Source organism: Microbacterium galbum, assembly GCF_032464915.1.
GTDB classification, from domain to species: Bacteria; Actinomycetota; Actinomycetes; order Actinomycetales; family Microbacteriaceae; genus Microbacterium; species Microbacterium galbum.
The window spans coordinates 807,606-823,914 of record NZ_JAWDIS010000001.1 but is presented as its reverse complement, the minus strand read 5'-3'; the positions used below and the strand labels follow the sequence as shown (position 1 = coordinate 823,914).

At 68.9% G+C, this 16,309-nt stretch carries 18 protein-coding genes; 13 read left to right on the top strand and 5 right to left on the bottom strand.

Annotated features, from left to right (window positions below; all coding sequences use genetic code 11):
* The first annotated feature begins 1 nt into the window (after window position 1).
* The 10 genes from map (at window position 2) to RWH45_RS03910 (ending at window position 6,538) form a co-directional block, all read left to right on the top strand.
* Window positions 2–841 carry a type I methionyl aminopeptidase gene (gene map, locus RWH45_RS03955; RefSeq protein ID WP_315993610.1) on the top strand — a complete coding sequence of 280 codons (840 nt, stop codon included), beginning with the start codon at window positions 2–4 and terminating at the stop codon, window positions 839–841.
* Window positions 841–1,545: a DsbA family protein gene (locus RWH45_RS03950; protein ID WP_315993609.1), complete on the top strand. Its 705-nt coding sequence runs from the start codon at window positions 841–843 to the stop codon at window positions 1,543–1,545. Before map ends, RWH45_RS03950 begins: the two co-directional genes overlap by 1 nt.
* A gap of 140 nt (window positions 1,546–1,685) precedes the next feature.
* Window positions 1,686–1,907: a translation initiation factor IF-1 gene (infA, locus tag RWH45_RS03945; RefSeq protein ID WP_013583992.1), complete on the top strand. Its 222-nt coding sequence runs from the start codon at window positions 1,686–1,688 to the stop codon at window positions 1,905–1,907.
* Window positions 1,908–1,967: 60 nt separating this feature from the next.
* Window positions 1,968–2,084, top strand: coding sequence for a 50S ribosomal protein L36 (rpmJ, locus tag RWH45_RS03940; protein ID WP_005050492.1), 117 nt, complete (start codon window positions 1,968–1,970; stop codon window positions 2,082–2,084).
* A 143-nt stretch (window positions 2,085–2,227) separates the two neighbouring features.
* A complete protein-coding gene (gene rpsM, locus RWH45_RS03935; RefSeq protein ID WP_076673723.1) occupies window positions 2,228–2,602 on the top strand; it encodes a 30S ribosomal protein S13 in 375 nt (124 codons plus the stop codon).
* Window positions 2,603–2,638: 36 nt separating this feature from the next.
* Window positions 2,639–3,037, top strand: coding sequence for a 30S ribosomal protein S11 (rpsK, locus tag RWH45_RS03930; RefSeq protein ID WP_013583990.1), 399 nt, complete (start codon window positions 2,639–2,641; stop codon window positions 3,035–3,037).
* A gap of 175 nt (window positions 3,038–3,212) precedes the next feature.
* Window positions 3,213–4,202 (top strand): DNA-directed RNA polymerase subunit alpha, encoded by a 990-nt coding sequence (locus RWH45_RS03925; RefSeq protein ID WP_058230893.1) that lies wholly within the window; start codon window positions 3,213–3,215, stop codon window positions 4,200–4,202.
* A gap of 43 nt (window positions 4,203–4,245) precedes the next feature.
* Complete coding sequence (gene rplQ, locus RWH45_RS03920) at window positions 4,246–4,803, top strand: 50S ribosomal protein L17 (protein ID WP_315993608.1); 558 nt, start codon at window positions 4,246–4,248, stop codon at window positions 4,801–4,803.
* A gap of 116 nt (window positions 4,804–4,919) precedes the next feature.
* Window positions 4,920–5,777, top strand: coding sequence for a tRNA pseudouridine(38-40) synthase TruA (gene truA, locus RWH45_RS03915; protein ID WP_315993607.1), 858 nt, complete (start codon window positions 4,920–4,922; stop codon window positions 5,775–5,777).
* Window positions 5,778–5,845: 68 nt separating this feature from the next.
* On the top strand, window positions 5,846–6,538 hold the full coding sequence (locus RWH45_RS03910) for an endonuclease/exonuclease/phosphatase family protein (RefSeq protein WP_315993606.1): 693 nt from the start codon (window positions 5,846–5,848) through the stop codon (window positions 6,536–6,538).
* A 61-nt stretch (window positions 6,539–6,599) separates the two neighbouring features.
* On the opposite strand, the gene RWH45_RS03905 is transcribed toward RWH45_RS03910, so the two are convergent.
* Entirely contained in the window at window positions 6,600–7,154 is a 555-nt protein-coding gene (locus RWH45_RS03905; protein ID WP_315993605.1) for a cytochrome c-type biogenesis protein, read from the bottom strand.
* 160 nt (window positions 7,155–7,314) lie between these two features.
* Window positions 7,315–9,087 (bottom strand): DUF4012 domain-containing protein, encoded by a 1,773-nt coding sequence (locus RWH45_RS03900; protein WP_315993604.1) that lies wholly within the window; start codon window positions 9,085–9,087, stop codon window positions 7,315–7,317.
* A gap of 78 nt (window positions 9,088–9,165) precedes the next feature.
* On the opposite strand from RWH45_RS03900, the gene RWH45_RS03895 reads away from it, so the two are divergent.
* Window positions 9,166–9,804 (top strand): hypothetical protein, encoded by a 639-nt coding sequence (locus tag RWH45_RS03895; protein WP_315993603.1) that lies wholly within the window; start codon window positions 9,166–9,168, stop codon window positions 9,802–9,804.
* Here RWH45_RS03895 and RWH45_RS03890 read toward each other — a convergent pair whose 3' ends face one another.
* Entirely contained in the window at window positions 9,805–10,920 is a 1,116-nt protein-coding gene (locus tag RWH45_RS03890) for a hypothetical protein (protein WP_315993602.1), read from the bottom strand.
* Complete coding sequence (locus RWH45_RS03885; protein ID WP_315993601.1) at window positions 10,920–12,587, bottom strand: sensor histidine kinase; 1,668 nt, start codon at window positions 12,585–12,587, stop codon at window positions 10,920–10,922. Before RWH45_RS03885 ends, RWH45_RS03890 begins: the two co-directional genes overlap by 1 nt.
* A 175-nt stretch (window positions 12,588–12,762) precedes the next feature.
* Here RWH45_RS03885 and RWH45_RS03880 point away from each other — a divergent pair, with 175 nt between their 5' ends.
* On the top strand, window positions 12,763–13,572 hold the full coding sequence (locus RWH45_RS03880; RefSeq protein WP_315993600.1) for a fructose 1,6-bisphosphatase: 810 nt from the start codon (window positions 12,763–12,765) through the stop codon (window positions 13,570–13,572).
* Between the two features lie 19 nt (window positions 13,573–13,591).
* Here the strand turns inward: RWH45_RS03880 and RWH45_RS03875 are convergent, their stop codons facing one another.
* Window positions 13,592–14,668 carry a hypothetical protein gene (locus RWH45_RS03875; RefSeq protein WP_315993599.1) on the bottom strand — a complete coding sequence of 359 codons (1,077 nt, stop codon included), beginning with the start codon at window positions 14,666–14,668 and terminating at the stop codon, window positions 13,592–13,594.
* A 143-nt stretch (window positions 14,669–14,811) separates the two neighbouring features.
* On the opposite strand from RWH45_RS03875, the gene RWH45_RS03870 reads away from it, so the two are divergent.
* The gene (locus RWH45_RS03870; RefSeq protein ID WP_315993598.1) at window positions 14,812–16,290 is read left to right on the top strand and encodes a glycosyltransferase family 2 protein; all 1,479 of its coding nucleotides are present in this window, start codon (window positions 14,812–14,814) and stop codon (window positions 16,288–16,290) included.
* Window positions 16,291–16,309: the final 19 nt, after the last annotated feature.

The following is a 16,309-nucleotide window of genomic DNA, read 5'->3' as shown; positions in this document are numbered from 1 at the left end:
CGTGGGACTGCGCTCCTCGATCTACAAGAAGCCGGCGCAGCTGCGCTCGATGATCGAGCCCGGGCTGATCACGGCGGACGCGCTGGATGCCGTCCGTCGTCTCATCGAGCCCGGTATGACCACCCTGCAGCTCGACGCGGAGGCCGCGCGTCTCATCGGCTCGCGGGGGGCGAAGTCGAACTTCCAGATGGTGCGCGGCTACCGCCACACCATCTGCGCATCGGTCAACGAGCAGGTGGTGCACGGCATCCCGAACGAACGACCTCTTCAGGCCGGCGACATCCTGTCGATCGACGCCGGTGCGGAGTTCCAGGGGTGGAACGGTGACTCGGCCTTCACGGTGATCGTGCCGGGCGATGCGCCGGACGCGCTCGTCGCCCCCCGCCGCCGTCTCTCCGAGGTCACGGAGGGTTCGCTGTGGGCCGGCATCGCTGCTCTCAGCCGCGCGACCCACCTCGGCGAGGTCGGTGCCGCGATCCAGTCCTACATCGAGGAACACGCGCCCGAGGGCGGGTACGGCATCCTGCGCGATTACGTCGGCCACGGGATCGGGCGCAAGATGCACGAATCGCCCAGCATCTTCAACTACGCGGTCGAGGACCGCGGTCCGGAAGTACGCCCCGGTCTGGCTGTGGCGATCGAGCCCATGGTCGTCATCGGAGACCAGGCAACCCTGGTCGAGGACGACGGGTGGACCGTGTCCACCGTCGACGGCACCGACGGCTCCCACTGGGAACATAGCGTCGCGGTGCATGATGGGGGCATCTGGGTCCTCACCGCTCACGACGGCGGTGCCGAGAAACTGGCGCCGTTCGGTGTGGTGCCGAAGGAGATCGACTGATGATGATGGCGGCTGTCCGCAAGTCCACGAACTGGTTCGCGATCGGGATCACGGCCGCGGTCGTGGTGGTCGTGCTGGTCGTGGGTGGCGTGGTCTGGTTCGCCAACAGTCAGGCGACCTCGCCGGGAACCCTTCCGCAGTCGTCGGCCGTGAACACCGAGACGGGCGCGATCTCCGTCGGCGCGGGGGAGAAGACGGTCGACACGTATGTCGACTTCATGTGCCCGATCTGCAACCAGTTCGAGCAGAGCTACGGCCCGACACTCGACCAGCTCGTCGCCGACAACGAGATCACCCTCAACGTCCACCCGATCTCGATCCTCGACCGCGCATCGCAGGGGACGCAGTACTCCACGCGTTCCGCGAATGCCGCGTACTGCGTGGCGGTCGACGACGCCTCCAACATCCCGGCTTTCGTGAAGGCGATGTACGCGCAGCAGCCCACGGAGAACACCTCGGGTCTCGACAACGCCGCACTGGCGTCGATCGCGACGTCGGCGGGTGCGTCGGATGCCGTGACCTCGTGCATCGACGACGGGACCTACTCGAAGTTCGTCACGGCGATGACGCAGAAGACCCCGGTGCAGCCCGGGCAGAGCGGAATCGCCACGCCGACCATCGCCGTGGACGGGACGGTGCTGTCGAACCAGTCCGACCTCACCGGCGATCCGCAGAAGGACATCGTCGGTCGACTGAACGGCTGACGCGCGCCCCGCGAGTTGCCGGGGCGAGTATTACCACGTATGCTTGATCTTTGGTGCGTTGCGCCTTCCTTGGCGTGTCGAGGCACCGAATCCCCATCCACCGCAGACCGGCCGGTCTGCAACTGAGCGTGAGCGAGTTTATGGCGAAGAAAGACGGTGTCATCGAGATCGAGGGCACGGTGTCCGAGGCACTGCCCAACGCGATGTTCCGTGTCGAGCTGACGAACGGTCACAAGGTGCTCGCCACCATTTCGGGCAAGATGCGACAGAACTACATCCGCATCATTCCCGAGGACCGCGTCGTCGTCGAGCTGAGCCCGTACGACCTCACCCGTGGTCGTATCGTCTACCGCTACCGCTGAGTCCGGTCGAGAAGTAACGAGCCGCACCCGCGGTCTCGAAGACAGCGAAACAGGAACATCATGAAGGTCAACCCCTCCGTCAAGCCCATCTGCGACCACTGCAAGGTGATCCGTCGTCACGGGCGCGTGATGGTGATCTGCAAGAGCAACCCGCGCCACAAGCAGCGCCAGGGCTGAGCTTCCAGCTCGACACCTTTTCCAACTGAATACATATCGGCAGGATCAGATCCCTCCCGCGCAGGCGGGTGGGGGACACCTCGGGGCGGAGGCCCGAGCACCGATCCTGCTCCACACCTCCACGACACTCTGAGGAGAGCCGCATGGCACGTCTCGCCGGCGTCGACATCCCGCGCGACAAGCGCGTGGTGATCGCACTTACCTACATCTACGGCGTGGGCCGCACCCGCTCCGTCGAGATCCTGAACGCCACTGGCATCAGCCAGGAGATCCGCGTCAAGGACCTCACCGACGACCAGCTGGTCGCGCTTCGCGACCACATCGAAGGCACCTACAAGGTGGAGGGTGACCTCCGTCGCGAGGTCGCCGCCGACATCCGCCGCAAGGTCGAGATCGGTTCCTACGAGGGCCTGCGCCACCGCCGCGGCCTCCCGGTGCGCGGTCAGCGCACGAAGACGAACGCGCGTACCCGCAAGGGTCCCAAGCGCACCGTCGCCGGCAAGAAGAAGGCGCGCTAAGCCGCGGGCTGAGCGTCAGGATTCAGGAGAACGCACATGGCACAGGCCAAGTCCGCCGCGCGCAAGCCGCGCCGCAAGGAGAAGAAGAACATCGCCGTGGGTCAGGCCCACATCAAGTCGACGTTCAACAACACCATCGTTTCGATCACGGACCCCTCGGGTGCCGTCATCAGCTGGGCCTCGTCCGGCGGTGTCGGATTCAAGGGCTCGCGCAAGTCGACGCCGTACGCCGCCGGCATGGCCGCGGAGTCGGCCGCTCGCCAGGCGCAGGAGCACGGCGTCAAGAAGGTCGACGTCTTCGTGAAGGGTCCGGGTTCGGGTCGTGAGACCGCGATCCGCTCGCTGACCGCTGCGGGTCTCGAGGTCGGCTCGATCCAGGACGTGACGCCGCAGGCTCACAACGGCTGCCGTCCGCCCAAGCGCCGCCGCGTCTGACGCGTCCGTTCCCGGGGAGTGCTCGTCGCTCCCCGGGAACGCCGCGCTCACGCGCGACTCAGACTTCCGGATGCCGCGAGACCGTCGCGGTCGAGCGTCATCCCGCGAGTACAACTCAACACCTCACCCCATTACACGTGTCATATAGCGGGCACGTGATCGAAAGGAACACATAGTGCTCATCGCACAGCGTCCCACTCTGACCGAGGAGAAGATCGGGGAGTTCCGCAGCCGTTTCGTCATCGAGCCGCTGGAGCCCGGTTTCGGTTACACGATCGGCAACGCGCTGCGCCGCAGCCTCCTGTCGTCGATCCCCGGCGCGGCCGTCACGAGCATCCGCATCGACGGCGTCCTGCACGAGTTCAGCACCATCCCGGGCGTGAAGGAAGACGTCACCGAGATCATCCTGAACATCAAGCAGCTGGTCGTCTCGAGCGAGCGCGACGAGCCCATCACGGCGTACCTGCGCAAGACCGGCGCCGGTGAGGTCACCGCCGCCGACATCTCCGCTCCGGCGGGTGTCGAGGTGCACAACCCCGAGCTGGTCATCGCGACGCTCAACGACACCGCGAAGTTCGAGCTCGAGCTGACGATCGAGCGTGGCCGCGGCTACGTCTCGGCCACGCAGAACCGCAACGAGTACGCCGAGGCCGGTCAGATCCCGATCGACTCGATCTACTCGCCGGTGCTCAAGGTCAGCTACCGCGTCGACGCCACCCGTGCCGGCGAGCGCACCGACTTCGACAAGCTCGTCCTCGACGTCGAGTCGAAGGCGTCCATCGCGCCGCGCGACGCCGTCGCTTCGGCTGGCCGCACCCTCACCGAGCTGTTCGGTCTCGCTCGCGAGCTGAACGTCGAGGCCGAGGGCATCGAGATCGGCCCCGCGCCGGTCGAGACCGTCCTCTCGAACGAGCTGTCGATGCCGATCGAAGACCTCGACCTGTCCGTCCGCTCGTACAACTGCCTCAAGCGCGAGGGCATCAACACCGTTTCGGAGCTGGTCGCCCTCTCCGAGACGCAGCTGATGAACATCCGCAACTTCGGTCAGAAGTCGGTCGACGAGGTGCGCGACAAGCTCACCTCGCTCGGACTGTCGCTCAAGGACTCGGTGCCCGGTTTCGACGGCGCCCAGTTCTACAGCGGCTACGACGAAGAGACCGTCTGACCCCGGTCGGACCCGACCGAACCTTTCACTGGAGTAACACGACATGCCTAAGCCCACGAAGGGTCCCCGCCTCGGAGGCGGCCCGGCCCACGAGCGTCTGCTTCTCGCGAACCTCGCGGCAGCCCTGTACACGCACAAGTCCATCAAGACGACCGAGACGAAGGCCAAGCGCCTGCGTCCGCTCGCCGAGCGTCTCATCACCTTCGCCAAGCGCGGCGACCTGCACGCGCGTCGTCGCGTGCTGAGCGTGATCGGTGACAAGGAGGTCGTGCACACCCTCTTCACCGAGATCGCGCCCCTGGTGGCCGAGCGTGACGGCGGATACACCCGCATCACCAAGGTCGGCAACCGCAAGGGCGACAACGCCCCCATGGCCGTGATCGAGCTCGTCCTCGAGCCCGTCGCCAAGAAGGCGTCGTCGAAGGCCGCTGCGGCTCCTGCCGCTGCCGCCCCGGCCGCCGAGGAGCCCGCTGCGGAGGAGCCCGCCGTCGAGGAGACCTCGACCGACGAGGCCGCCGACGCCGGCGCCGAGTCGCCCGAGGAAGGCGCGGCTGCTGAGGCCGCCGCCGATGACGCCGTCCAGGACGACGCCAAGGCCTGAGCTTCCTGCTCGCACGGAGCCCCCACCCATCAGGGTGGGGGCTCCGTCGTTTTCTCGGCCGTCCCCGACCGGGGGATCCGTCGTTTCCCCGGCTGCGGCGCTCGTAGGCTGGACGTGTGCGCATACGTCTCGACATCGCCTACGACGGCACGCATTTCCGGGGATGGGCGCGGCAACCGCGGCTGAGGACGGTGCAGGGCGAACTCGAAGGGGCGCTCGAACGCATCATCGGCGGCTCGCCCCGTCTCGTCGTGGCCGGGCGCACCGACGCGGGAGTGCACGCCTCCGGCCAGGTGGCGCATCTCGACCTCGACGACGCGCAGATCACCCGCCTGCCGCGACGGCGTCGTGACAACGATGAGGGTGACGCGGTCGCCGCCCTGGCCGGTCGTGTCCGCGGCGTCCTCGGCGCCTACCCGGATGTCACGGTCCGTCGCACGTCTCTCGTGCCGGAGGGCTTCGACGCCCGCTTCTCGGCGGTGTGGCGTCGATACTCCTACCGTCTGGCCGACGCGGAAACGGACTACGACCCGCTCGATCGCTCGAGGACGACGACCGTTCGCAGCGCTCTCGACGTCGAGGCGATGGATGCCGCCGCCGGTCGCCTCATCGGGCTCCACGACTTCGCCGCTTACTGCAAGGCCCGCGAAGAGGCGACCACCATCCGCACCCTCCTCGAATACGACTGGCACCGTGGCGACGACGGCGTCCTCGTGGCGAACGTGCGCGCCGATGCCTTCTGCCACAGCATGGTCCGCGCGCTCGTGGGCGCGTGCGTCGCGGTGGGGGAGGGGCGCATCGCGATCGACGACGTCGTGGCGATCCGCGACGCTCGCATGCGGATCCCGGAGACGAAGGTTCTCGCGGCCCGGGGGCTCGTCCTCGCCGAGGTCGGATACCCCGCCGACGACCTGCTCGCGGCGCGCGCGGAGCAGACGCGGAACCGACGGGACGCCGACGAGTCGGCATCCTGAATCGACCTCACGGCGGCTGCGCAACCCCTCAGGAGCGGCATCGGCGCGAGTCGTAGGCTGGCTCCGCCATGAAGGTCATCTCGTACAACCTCAACAAGCACCGCGCTGCGGGTGAGCTCGCCGCGCTCGTCGAGCAGCACGAGGTGGACGTGCTCTGCCTGCAGGAGTGCGACTCCACGGACATTCCGGAGCGGATCGGCGGCCTCCGATTGGCGGATGCCACCCAGCGCAATCGGCTCGGTCTCGCGCTGTACTACCGCGAGAACACGTTCCGCGCCGAAGAGGTCCGGGCGATCGCGTTGAAGAAGTCGCTTCACGACTACGTGCTCAAACCGGCCGAGGAACGGATGCTCGGCGTGCGCCTGCGCGACATCGACCACGGGCGAGACGTCATCGTCGCCTCGTTCCACGCCGCGCCCCTGACCGCGCTCAACTCGCTCCGCCGCCATCAGATCCGGACGGCGCTCACGGAGCTGCAGAACCTCGGCCCGGGGTTGCCCGTGCTGATGGTCGGCGACTACAACTACCCCGTCTTCAAGGAGAACCTCGGGCAGAAGGTGCGCGATCAGGGCTACGAGCTGACGCTCAGCGACACACGGACGTACACGCGGTACCGCTTCTTCCGCGGGCACTACGACTTCGCGACGTCGATGGGATTCGACATCGCCCACATCAAGACGCTGCCCCAGGGACAGAGCGACCACCTCCCGATCCTCATCACCGCGGAGGTCACCCCATCGCGTGCGGGCGCCCTCGACTGAGTGCTCGGCAACGCCGAAGAGGGGGCCGTCCGAGGACGGCCCCCTCTTCTTGTCAGGAGGGTCAGCTCTTCGAGGCGCGGCGGCGGCGGATGACGGTTCCGATGCCGACGGCCGAACCGCCGACCAGGAGGGCCGCGCCGGTGAGCCACAGGCCCGTCGTGCTGCCCACATCGAAGCCGGTGACCGCGAGACCGCCCTGGGCGGGTGCGCTCGGTGCTCCGACCGGGGTGACGGTCACGCTCGAGTGGAGGACCACGCCGCTGCGGGTGCCGGTGAAGGTGAACGAGTAGACGCCGGTCGCGTTCGCCGGGAAGCGAACCTGCGCGTGAATCTTGCCATCGACGGCTTTCGTCCGCAGCGAGTCGTTGGTCTCGGTCGCGATGGACGCGAGGGCCACGCCCTTCGCGGCCACACCGGTGATCGAGATGGCGACGTCTTCATCACCGTCGAAGCCCTCGCGATCGGTCGTGAACGTCGCGCTGCCGCCCGGAGCGACGACGGGCGGCGTCACCGAGATCACGGCGGGGTCGGTGTAGGCGTTGGCGGCCGTGGGCGCCAGCACAGCGGCGGCGGCGAGCGAGAGCGCCGCGACGGCCCGGATGATCGTGGTCTTCATGGTGTGCCCCATCTGCTTGGCGTGGTCGAGCCGGTGTTCGAAAAGCGGAACGCGCCGCTCCACCGGGGAGTCTCGCGGAGGAGGAGTACTCGGTGCGGCGTGTCCCGTTCCCTTTCACGCCCCGTGCCTCGCGACTTCACCCGCAGCCGCCGAAGAGGGGTCACCCAGCGGCCGGACACGCCCCCACGTCGGGCGTCTCGCGTGGATCCCGCGTCGGCGTGGACAGGATCTCGAGGCGGGGGGTGGTCGGCATCCGGATGTCGAGGTCCAGGACGCCCGTCTGGCCGGGGGACAGCTGCACGGACCACTTGACCACGGCCCGGCCGTCGTGCAGACCGCCCGCGAAGCCCGGGGCGACGGCTCCGTCGGACGACGTGCGTCTGTCGACGACCTCGGCCCCCGGCGGAAGGTAGACGTACACGCCGGTCAGCGCGTCGCCGGGACGGACGCCGTACTCGCCCCCACCCGTCACGTAGGGCGGGAGCGTGGAGGGCTCGGGCGCGTCGTTGCGCAGGCTCACCCGGAGGGTCGCCAGGCCGTCTGCGCACCATCCGATCGCCGTGCGGGGGTGCAGGTAGTAGTCCATCTTCGAGCCCGTGCCGTCGTTGAGATAGACCCCGACCGTTGTGCGGGTGTCATCGGACACGGGAAGAGCGCCCTGCAGCGTCGATCCGTCGAGCACGGCCTGGTCGGCGGCATCCGCGTTCCACACCAGGAGGCGGCGCTCGTCGCCCGCCCGCGTCAGGGCCTCGACGAGAGCGGTCGAGTCGCCGCGTCCTTCCGCCAGCGCCCCGAAGACCGCGGCGGCGGCGCTCTGGAAGAAGGCGTCCTGTTCGCGCGGATCAGCGAAGCGGCGGTACACCTCGTCGAGGAGGAGGGGAACGGCATCGTCGCCGTCGATCACCTCGCCCGTGGGGAGGGTGACGGGTCCGGTCGCCCGCAGCAGATACGACAGCGTCACCGGGTCCAGCGCGACGACCGCATCGACCTCTTCGCCGTGCGTGCGACGCCACATCTCACGGGCGACAGCGGCACCGACGGCGAAATCGGGAACCTGGGTGGTGTTCTGCAGGTACCGGGCCGGACGCGTGTCGAAGACGCCGCGCACATCGTCGGGCAGAGGAAGGACCGGGTCGTCGACGAAGGCGGTGACATCGGCGCTCGACGCCTGAGCGACGAGGGCGAGGCGCCCGGCATCGGCATCCACCTGGGCCACGGCCCCGACCACCCCGCCGAGGGATCGCCACTCGGCGTTGTTCTGGAAGAGCAGGAGGGTGGAGCGTCGGCCGTCGGCCCCGAGCATGCGAGGGACGAGGGTGGTCGCGCGCTCCAGCGCCTCGGCGGCGGTGGCCGCCCGATCCAGCGCGGCGGAGGTCGAGGAGACGGCCCTGGACACGGCCCCGAGGAGAGGTGCGCGGTCGATCTCGGCGATGCGGTCGACGGCCATCCGCAGCCGCGTCGCCGCATCGGCGGCCGCGGGCCGCGCGGCCGCGATCCGCGCCACGTCGATGGCCCCATCGGGCGTGTGGAGGGCGCCGGGTGCGAGAACGGCGGCGGCGGCTCGGAGAGGGAGGACGGCGGTGGATGCCGCGTCGTCCACCGACGCGGCGACGGTCCTCACAGCGGCGAGCTGCGGTCCGATCCAGGGCAGGATCTCTGCGCCCCCCCACACCGGGTCGCCGGTGAGGGCGCGCGCGGCCGAGGTGTCGGGGGCGGCTTCGCCGAGGCGCTCGATCGCTCCCGCCGGATCGGCGACCTCGGTCGTCGCAGAGCCGACCGTCGCCTGCGCCGACCGCAGGTGCTGCACGGCCGACGCGCCCCGAAGCCCGATCCAGACCGCACAGCCGAGGCCGACGATGAACACGCCGAGCACCACGGCCGCGAAGACGGCGGGCGCACGACGGCGAGGGACCGAAGGGGACGAGCGTTGCACGCGCATACCTTAGACACCCGGCGGCAGCCACCCGTCCTCGGACACCTACACTGAAGGGAACGATCCGGGGGAGGACGAATGGGGCTCGCAACGAGGCGCGGCAGGCTCGTCGGTGCCGCGGCACTGCTGGTCGCGGGTGCGTTCGCTCTCGCCGGATGCGGCGCTCCTCCGTGGGCCCAGGGAGGAGGACCGGCGACGGCCTCGGCTTCGCCGACGCCCACGGCATCCTCCGCTCCGCAGCCCGTCCGCAACGACCTGAGCAGCGGCTCGACGCAGCGGCCGTTGACCGCGGGGGCCGTCAGCGCCACGGTCGACTACTGGTCGACGCTGTCGATGGACCGCTGGACGCCGACGGCGTTGAAGCCCGTGAGCCTGTCGATGATGACCACGGTCTCCCCGGATGACGGGCAGAAGGTCTACCTGCAACGGGCCACCATGACGGCCGTCCCCGGCAACGCGGCGCAGTCGTTCTCACCGCTGGCGGCGCAGACCGATCAGACCGATGCCCCGGGCTATCTCGTCCTGTCTCCGTACAGCTATTCGCAGACGTTCAATGTCGGGGAGGTGCCGGCGGAGGCGACGTTCGTCACCCTCCAGTTCACCTTCGAGTTCTTGGTGCAGACCACCCCGACATCGAACGAGTTCGCCAAGCAGACCGCCAGTGACACCCTCACCGTCGCGATCGCCGGCGGCGGAGAGACCGGATCCGGCGGCTGATCAGGCGCGCACGCGCTGCCAGCGGTCCCCGCCCTGCAGGGTCGCCTCGGCGGCCGCGCGATCGGCATCCGCGATGAGGGTCGGCAGGTCGAAACCGCCCATTTCCGCGGCGACCCATCCCACGCTCGCCGAGAGCTGGACGCCGACGGATGCCGATCCATCGAGTTCGGTGATGCGTCGCAGCACCGTGCGCACCTGTTCGCGAAGGACGGAGTCCGGACGCGCCAGGACGACCACCACCCGACCGCGCGTCTCTCGGCCCAGATCGGCTTCGGCGGGGAATGTCTCGACGACGACCCTCTCGAAGTCCTCGACGAGTCGCATCCAGGCGTTCTCGCCGGCGGCGCTGCGCAACTGCTGAGGGTCATCCAGTCGGACGGTGAGGACCGCCCAGGACTCCTCCCGGGCCTGAGCCGCGCGGCGCAGGCGGTCGGACGCGGTGACGACGAAGTGGGGCCACGAGGACGCGGCCCGCCGCCCACTGGGCGACACCGACGTGAAATACAGCAGCGACACCGTGGCGCAGACGAGGAAGACCAGCATCGCCAGACCATTGAGCACACGCGGCAGGGCGAGGTCGCCGATCGTCGCGGGGGCGGAGAGCCCGGAGATGAGGATGCCGGCGCCCAGGGCGACGAATGCCGCGGAGACGATCGTGAGGGGCAGGGCCATCCGCTCGAGCCGATCGGCCGCGCGACGCAGCTCGGCGAGCGTGAGGCCGGCGAACACCGCCGCAGCGAGGAACGCGAGTCGGAACGCGAGCCCGTAGGCGCTGACATCGACGACGGACACGAAGACGATCGCCGTGACGATGGCCTGCAGGCCGCCGATCCACGGCAGCGAGGCGACCCCGCGACGCGCGCGGAACCCCGACCAGATCAGCGCCGGGGCGCCCAGCATGAGCCCCAGACCGGCCCTCCGCACGGTCTCGTCGTCGAGGATCGCGCCGGTCACGGAGACCCAGGTGCTGGTCATCGCCAGGACGAAGGCGAGCGACCACAGCAACGCGGAGCGGGAGGGCCGGTGGAGGAACCCCAGCCCGATGATCATCACGGTGCCGAGCGTGGCCACCGTCGCCTGCGCCAGGCCCAGATTGGACAGGACGTCGTCGGGCATCACGCGGCTTCCGCCTCGCTGCGCACCGGAAGGATGACGGTCACCGTGGTGCCGGCGCCGAGCTCGCTGTCCAGAAACAGCGAACCGCCCTGGTCCTCCACGATGGTGCGGATGATCCCCATTCCCAGACCCGTGCCCGGGGTGGAACTGTCGCGCACGCTCTGGGCGCGGAAATACGGATCGAAGACACGGGCGAGATCATCGGGATGGATGCCGATCCCCGTGTCGGCGAAGCGCAGGATGACATCGTCGGGGGACACCTCGCCGGAGATGCGGATGGTGCCGCCGGCCGGGGTGTACTTGATGGCGTTACTGAGGATGTTGTCGAAGGCCTGGCGCAGACGGAAGGCGTCGCCGAGGACGTCGGCCGACGGGGGCAGTTCGTCGATCACGTTGACGCGACGCGCCGCGGCGGCGGGACGGAAGGAGGCGAGCGACGACGCGATGATGCGGCTCGCGTCCGCGGTGGCCGGGGCGCTCTGGTCCTTGAAGACACCGCGCGAATTGGCGAGGATCTCCGAGATCAGCGCCTGCATGCGCTCGCCGGCTCCCGCGATGACCTCCAGCTGGTCTCGGACCTTCGGGGGCAGCCCGGGGTCGTCGAGGGCGAGATCGGCGTGTCCGATGATGGCCGTCAGCGGATTGCGCAGCTCGTGCGAGACGGTGGCGGCGAGTCGTTCGCGTGCGCGCTCCGACTCGATCAGCGCGGTGATGTCGTGCACGATCAGCAGCGTGCTCTCCGCCTCGTCCGAGGAGATCAGGCGACGGGTCGACACGGACAGGGCGTGCCATTCGCCGTGCGTGTCGAAGAGCCACACCCTCTCGTCGTCGAACTGCTCGCCTCTGGCTGCGCGGGCGAACGGCCGCTCGGACTCCGGAAGCGGCTCGCCGCGCAGGTTCGCGTACTCGACGGCACCGCCGGGACGCTGGGGCTCGTCCCGCTCCACGCCGTACAGGTCGACGTACGTGTCGTTGAGGGCGAGCACCTCGCCGTCGACGGAGAGGCGGGCGATACCGGTGTCGAGACCGTTCAGCATCTGCGAGACGCGCCGCTCCTGACCGGACACGCGCTGAAGCGTGCCCTGGAGTCGGCTGGCCTGGCGGCGGAGGAGCTGTTTGAACGCCCGCGTCTGACGGGCGGAGAGGAACGACGTGATCGCGATGAACGTCAGCGACAGGAGCACCACGATCAGGCGCAGAGCCGTCACGGGCCCCGTGGCGTTCACGGCGGCGTCGATGACGATCAGCGCACCGACGGTGCCGAGGGCGGAGACGAGGTATGCGAGGGCGAAGTGGGTGGCGATCCAGATGATGGGGAACACCCAGAAGAACCCGAATCGGAGGTCGGTCCCGAAGCTCAGCAACCCGATGCCGATGATGTCGCCGAAGGGGACCGCGGCCACCGCCGCGCGAGGGAGCCGCTGCCACGGTACGACGATCGCGACCGCGGTGAGCGCGATGACCACGCCGACGCCGGACGAGAACGACCACAGGGAGAACAGGGAGGGCTCGAGCGCTTGGACGAGCAGGACGGTGATGACCACGCTGGCGCCGAGCACCAGTTGGAGGAGCCAGACGGAGCGCGTGCGACTGCTGGGGCTCGCGCCGTCTTCGTCGTGTGCGCCTCCCGCGACGACCGCCGGGGGGACGCTCCTCGCGGATGCCATGTCATCGAGTGTATAGAGAGTGGTGTAATGTTCAGCGCGCCATCCTGTCTCTGCTCGCCGCGCGTGAACACGTGTCACGACGCCCGGTCAGATTCCCCCTGAGGCCTGCATCCCGCAGCGTGATGGTCGTTCATCGACCTCTGCGCGATCTCGCGCTGATCCTCAGGAGAATCCCGTGAGCAAGACCTCTCGCCGTCGCGCGCGCGCAATCGCCCCGGCCCTGGCCGTGGCCGTCGTCCTTCCCGCGACGCTGACCGGCTGCACCCAGGTCGCCGATCTGTTCGCCGCGCTGCCCGGCCAGGCCGGCGGAGCGGGCGGGCAGTCCGTCGTCGTCGCCACCCCCGAACCGGCGGCGTCGGCGTCATCCAAGCCGTTCGACTCGCAGTTCACCTACGACGGATCCGTCTCGCTCACCTCCGAGGTGGCCGACGGTCTCGAGGTGCGGTTGGACGTCTGGGCGGTCAACCCCAAGCGCACGATGGAGTGGTCGTCGACGGACGAGAAGCAGTTCGGCTTCGCGATCAACGTCGTCGACAACCGCGTCGACGAGAAGGCCGTCCTCACGCAGAAGCGACGCGTCTACCTGTCCTCCGTGTCGATCTCGTCGCAGACCGCCCAGACCAGCGGTCAGGTCTCCAACCCCTTCCAGTTCAGTGCCGATCCCCGCACCCTGGTTCCCTCGGACACCCTGCGCTCCGACCGCGGCCTGCTCCTGAACAGCTTCCAGGGCGGCCTGCTGGTGCCGACGACCTCCATCCGGCAACTGCCCAACGACACGTACGGCATCACCCTCGAGTTCGCGCTCAACGTGGCCGTCGAAGGCACCGCGAACACCGACTCGTCGTTCTCGCAGCAGACGGTCTACCAGTACCTGCCGATCGCGATCTTCACCGATCAGGGCCAGGGCGCCAGTTCCGGAACGACCGGAACCTCGTCGAGCACCGGCCGTGCCCCCGGGTGGGGGCAGAGCACCGGTTCGAACTGACGCCGTCGACGGGTCGGCCTCAGTCGTCGCGGTGCTCCTGCCGCGGGCGCTGGCGGGTGCTCTCCATCAGGAGGGAGAGGTCGTCGACGTCGCCCACGAGGTAGTGCTCGAAGACGAGGTCGGGAACGTCGTCGTAGTCGATCCCGGGCATGCGTCCGGCGAAGGCGCGGCGGACCGCCTGCTCGAGCTCCGCCGCGTCGAGGACGGCGGGAGCGACGGCGAAGACCGTGTCGCGTGACGGCATCCCGCACGCCGCGTCGTCGATCGCGTCATCGAGCGCCGCTGCCACGGTGCGCAGCATCGTCTCGGCTCGTCCGGTGCTGTGGGCGGCGCGGATCAGGTCGATCTCGGGCACGCGGACGAGCGTGGCCCGCACGGGCGAGTTCCCCGCGATCATCCGGGCGGCCTCGCGGCGGAGGGAGCCCCGGTCGTGCGCACGGGTGCCCGGTGCCGGTGCGTCGTCGAGCTGGCGTCCCAAGCGCACGGCCGCGACGGAGACGAGGGCGATGGCCACGGCGCTGGCGGCGGCGGTCGCCTCGGCCGAGACGGGGCCGCTCCCGACGAGGGGCTCCAGCCCCATGACGGCGGCGACCACGAGTCGGCAGAGGTTGTATGCCGCATAGACGCCCAGCGTCCACGACAGGATCTGTGCGCCGGACAGGGCGCCGAGGGGCCGCCGCGAGAGTTCGAGTGCGCTCAGGGCGCCGTAGACGGTGAGGCCGGCGGTCTTCAGCAGCGTCGCATCCTCCAGGGGGATCAGGAACGTGAAGCCCAGCATCAGCACGGCGCCCGCGGCGGTGCTGACCGCCCCGATCGCGCGGCGGTGGTTCAGCCGCCGCGCGCCCGCCCAGAGCAGGCCGACGGCGACCAGATTCGTGGCGTTGCCCACCGCCGCCGCCGTTTCGCCGGCTCCGGCCGTCTCGAGGACGTTCATGGTGCCGCAGAGCAGGGCTGCGACCGCGGCGATCCCGAAGTAGCGGACCATGTCGGCGCGTTGGCCGCCGCGGTCGTCGTCCGGTCGACCATGGGTGAGGAACAGCATGGTCAGCGCGATGCCCGCAGCGACGATGGATGCCAGCAGCGCCAGGAAGATCACGGGGCGCGTCTCCTTCGGGTGTCCGTCGCAAATCTTGCGGAAATCTTGCGGGGACGGTGGTCGTGTGCGGTGGTCGCCTTGCGGTGAACCTACCAGAGTGGGACATGGCCGATCCGCCGCTACACCGACAGGAAGACACCGCCATGACTGATGCGCGAAGCTTCACCCCCACCGCCCGGGAATTCAACCTCCACCAGGGCGAGCTGGCGGCGTCGGCGTCGGCGGAGGATCACGGCTTCGCCGACGACTTCGCCGCGGTACTCGAGCACACCTCGGTGCACCGCTCGACGATCGGTTGCGTCATCCCCGCGTACAACGAGGAGGAGTCGATCGCCGATGTGATCGAGGCGCTGCTCGCGCAGACCCGTGTGCCCGACGTCATCCACGTCGTCGTCAACAACACCTCCGACGCGACCGTCAAGATCGCCTCCGAGTACAGCGGGCCGCACGAGCTGCAGACCGAGTTGGGCGAGCAGTTCACCGAGGTGTTCGTGCACGACATCGGCAAGAACCCCGACAAGAAGGTGGGTGCCCTCAATTACGGGTATTCGCTCGTCGAGGGATACGACTACCTCCTCGGCGTCGACGGCGACACCATCGCCGACACCAAGGCCGTCGAGTACCTGGAGACCGAGGCCGTGTCGGATTCCCGCATCGGCGGCATCTCGGCGATCTACACGATCGACGACAAGCCGATCAAGGGCGCCATCGCCCGCTTCCTGACCGCCGGGCAGCGCACGCAGTTCGCCGCGTTCAACCTGCAGAACATGCTGCGCGGGCGCAACATGGCCGTCCTGGGTGGACAGTTCTCGATCTTCTCGACGAACGCCCTGCGCGACGCCATGAAGCAGAACCACCAGTCGACTCCCTGGGTGAAGGACTCCGAGGTGGAGGACTCGCTCCTCTCGCTGCAGATCAAGAGCGCCGGCTACCTCACCAAGATCAGCCCGTACGCGCGGGCCGACGTGGGCGGCATGACGACCCTGTCGGGCTACGACGCCCAGCAGGTCAAGTGGACCTACGGCGCGATCGAACTCATGTGGCCGGGGCAGCGCGGTGACACCAAGGGCCAGCCCTTCCACCCCAACCTGCGTCTGCGCTGGTTCGAGAACTTCGGCATGCTGACCAACCTGTTCGTGCGCGTCGCGTTCCTCACGTTGCTCGCGGGCTCGCTGTCGATCGGCGCCTTCGTGTTCTCGCCCCTGTGGCTGATCCCGCCGGTCATCGCCATGCTGCTGAACCTGCGCATCGCGCGGACCATGAAGAACTGCAACCGCAGCGACGTCCTCTTCGCCGTGCTGTTCTTCCCCGCCGAGTTGTTCATGTGGATCCGCATCAGCCACTTCGTGCGTTCGTGGACCCGCTTCCTCTCGCGCAAGAAGGTCGACAACTGGGCGATGCAGGCCAAGGCGGAGCGCGGTGGCGGACTGGGGCACTGGACCCCGATGGTGGTCCTCATCGCCGTCGCCATCGCCCTCGCAGTGATCTGGGTCATGGTCGGGCCGATGGTGCAGTCCTCGATCCTGTGGATCGGATGGCCCATCGTCGGCGTGGTCACCGTGCTGCAGACCCTCCTCATGTTCTCCAAGCTCGTTCGTCGCCAGCACGGCTTCAAGGTCTGACGAACACACGATCTGATCG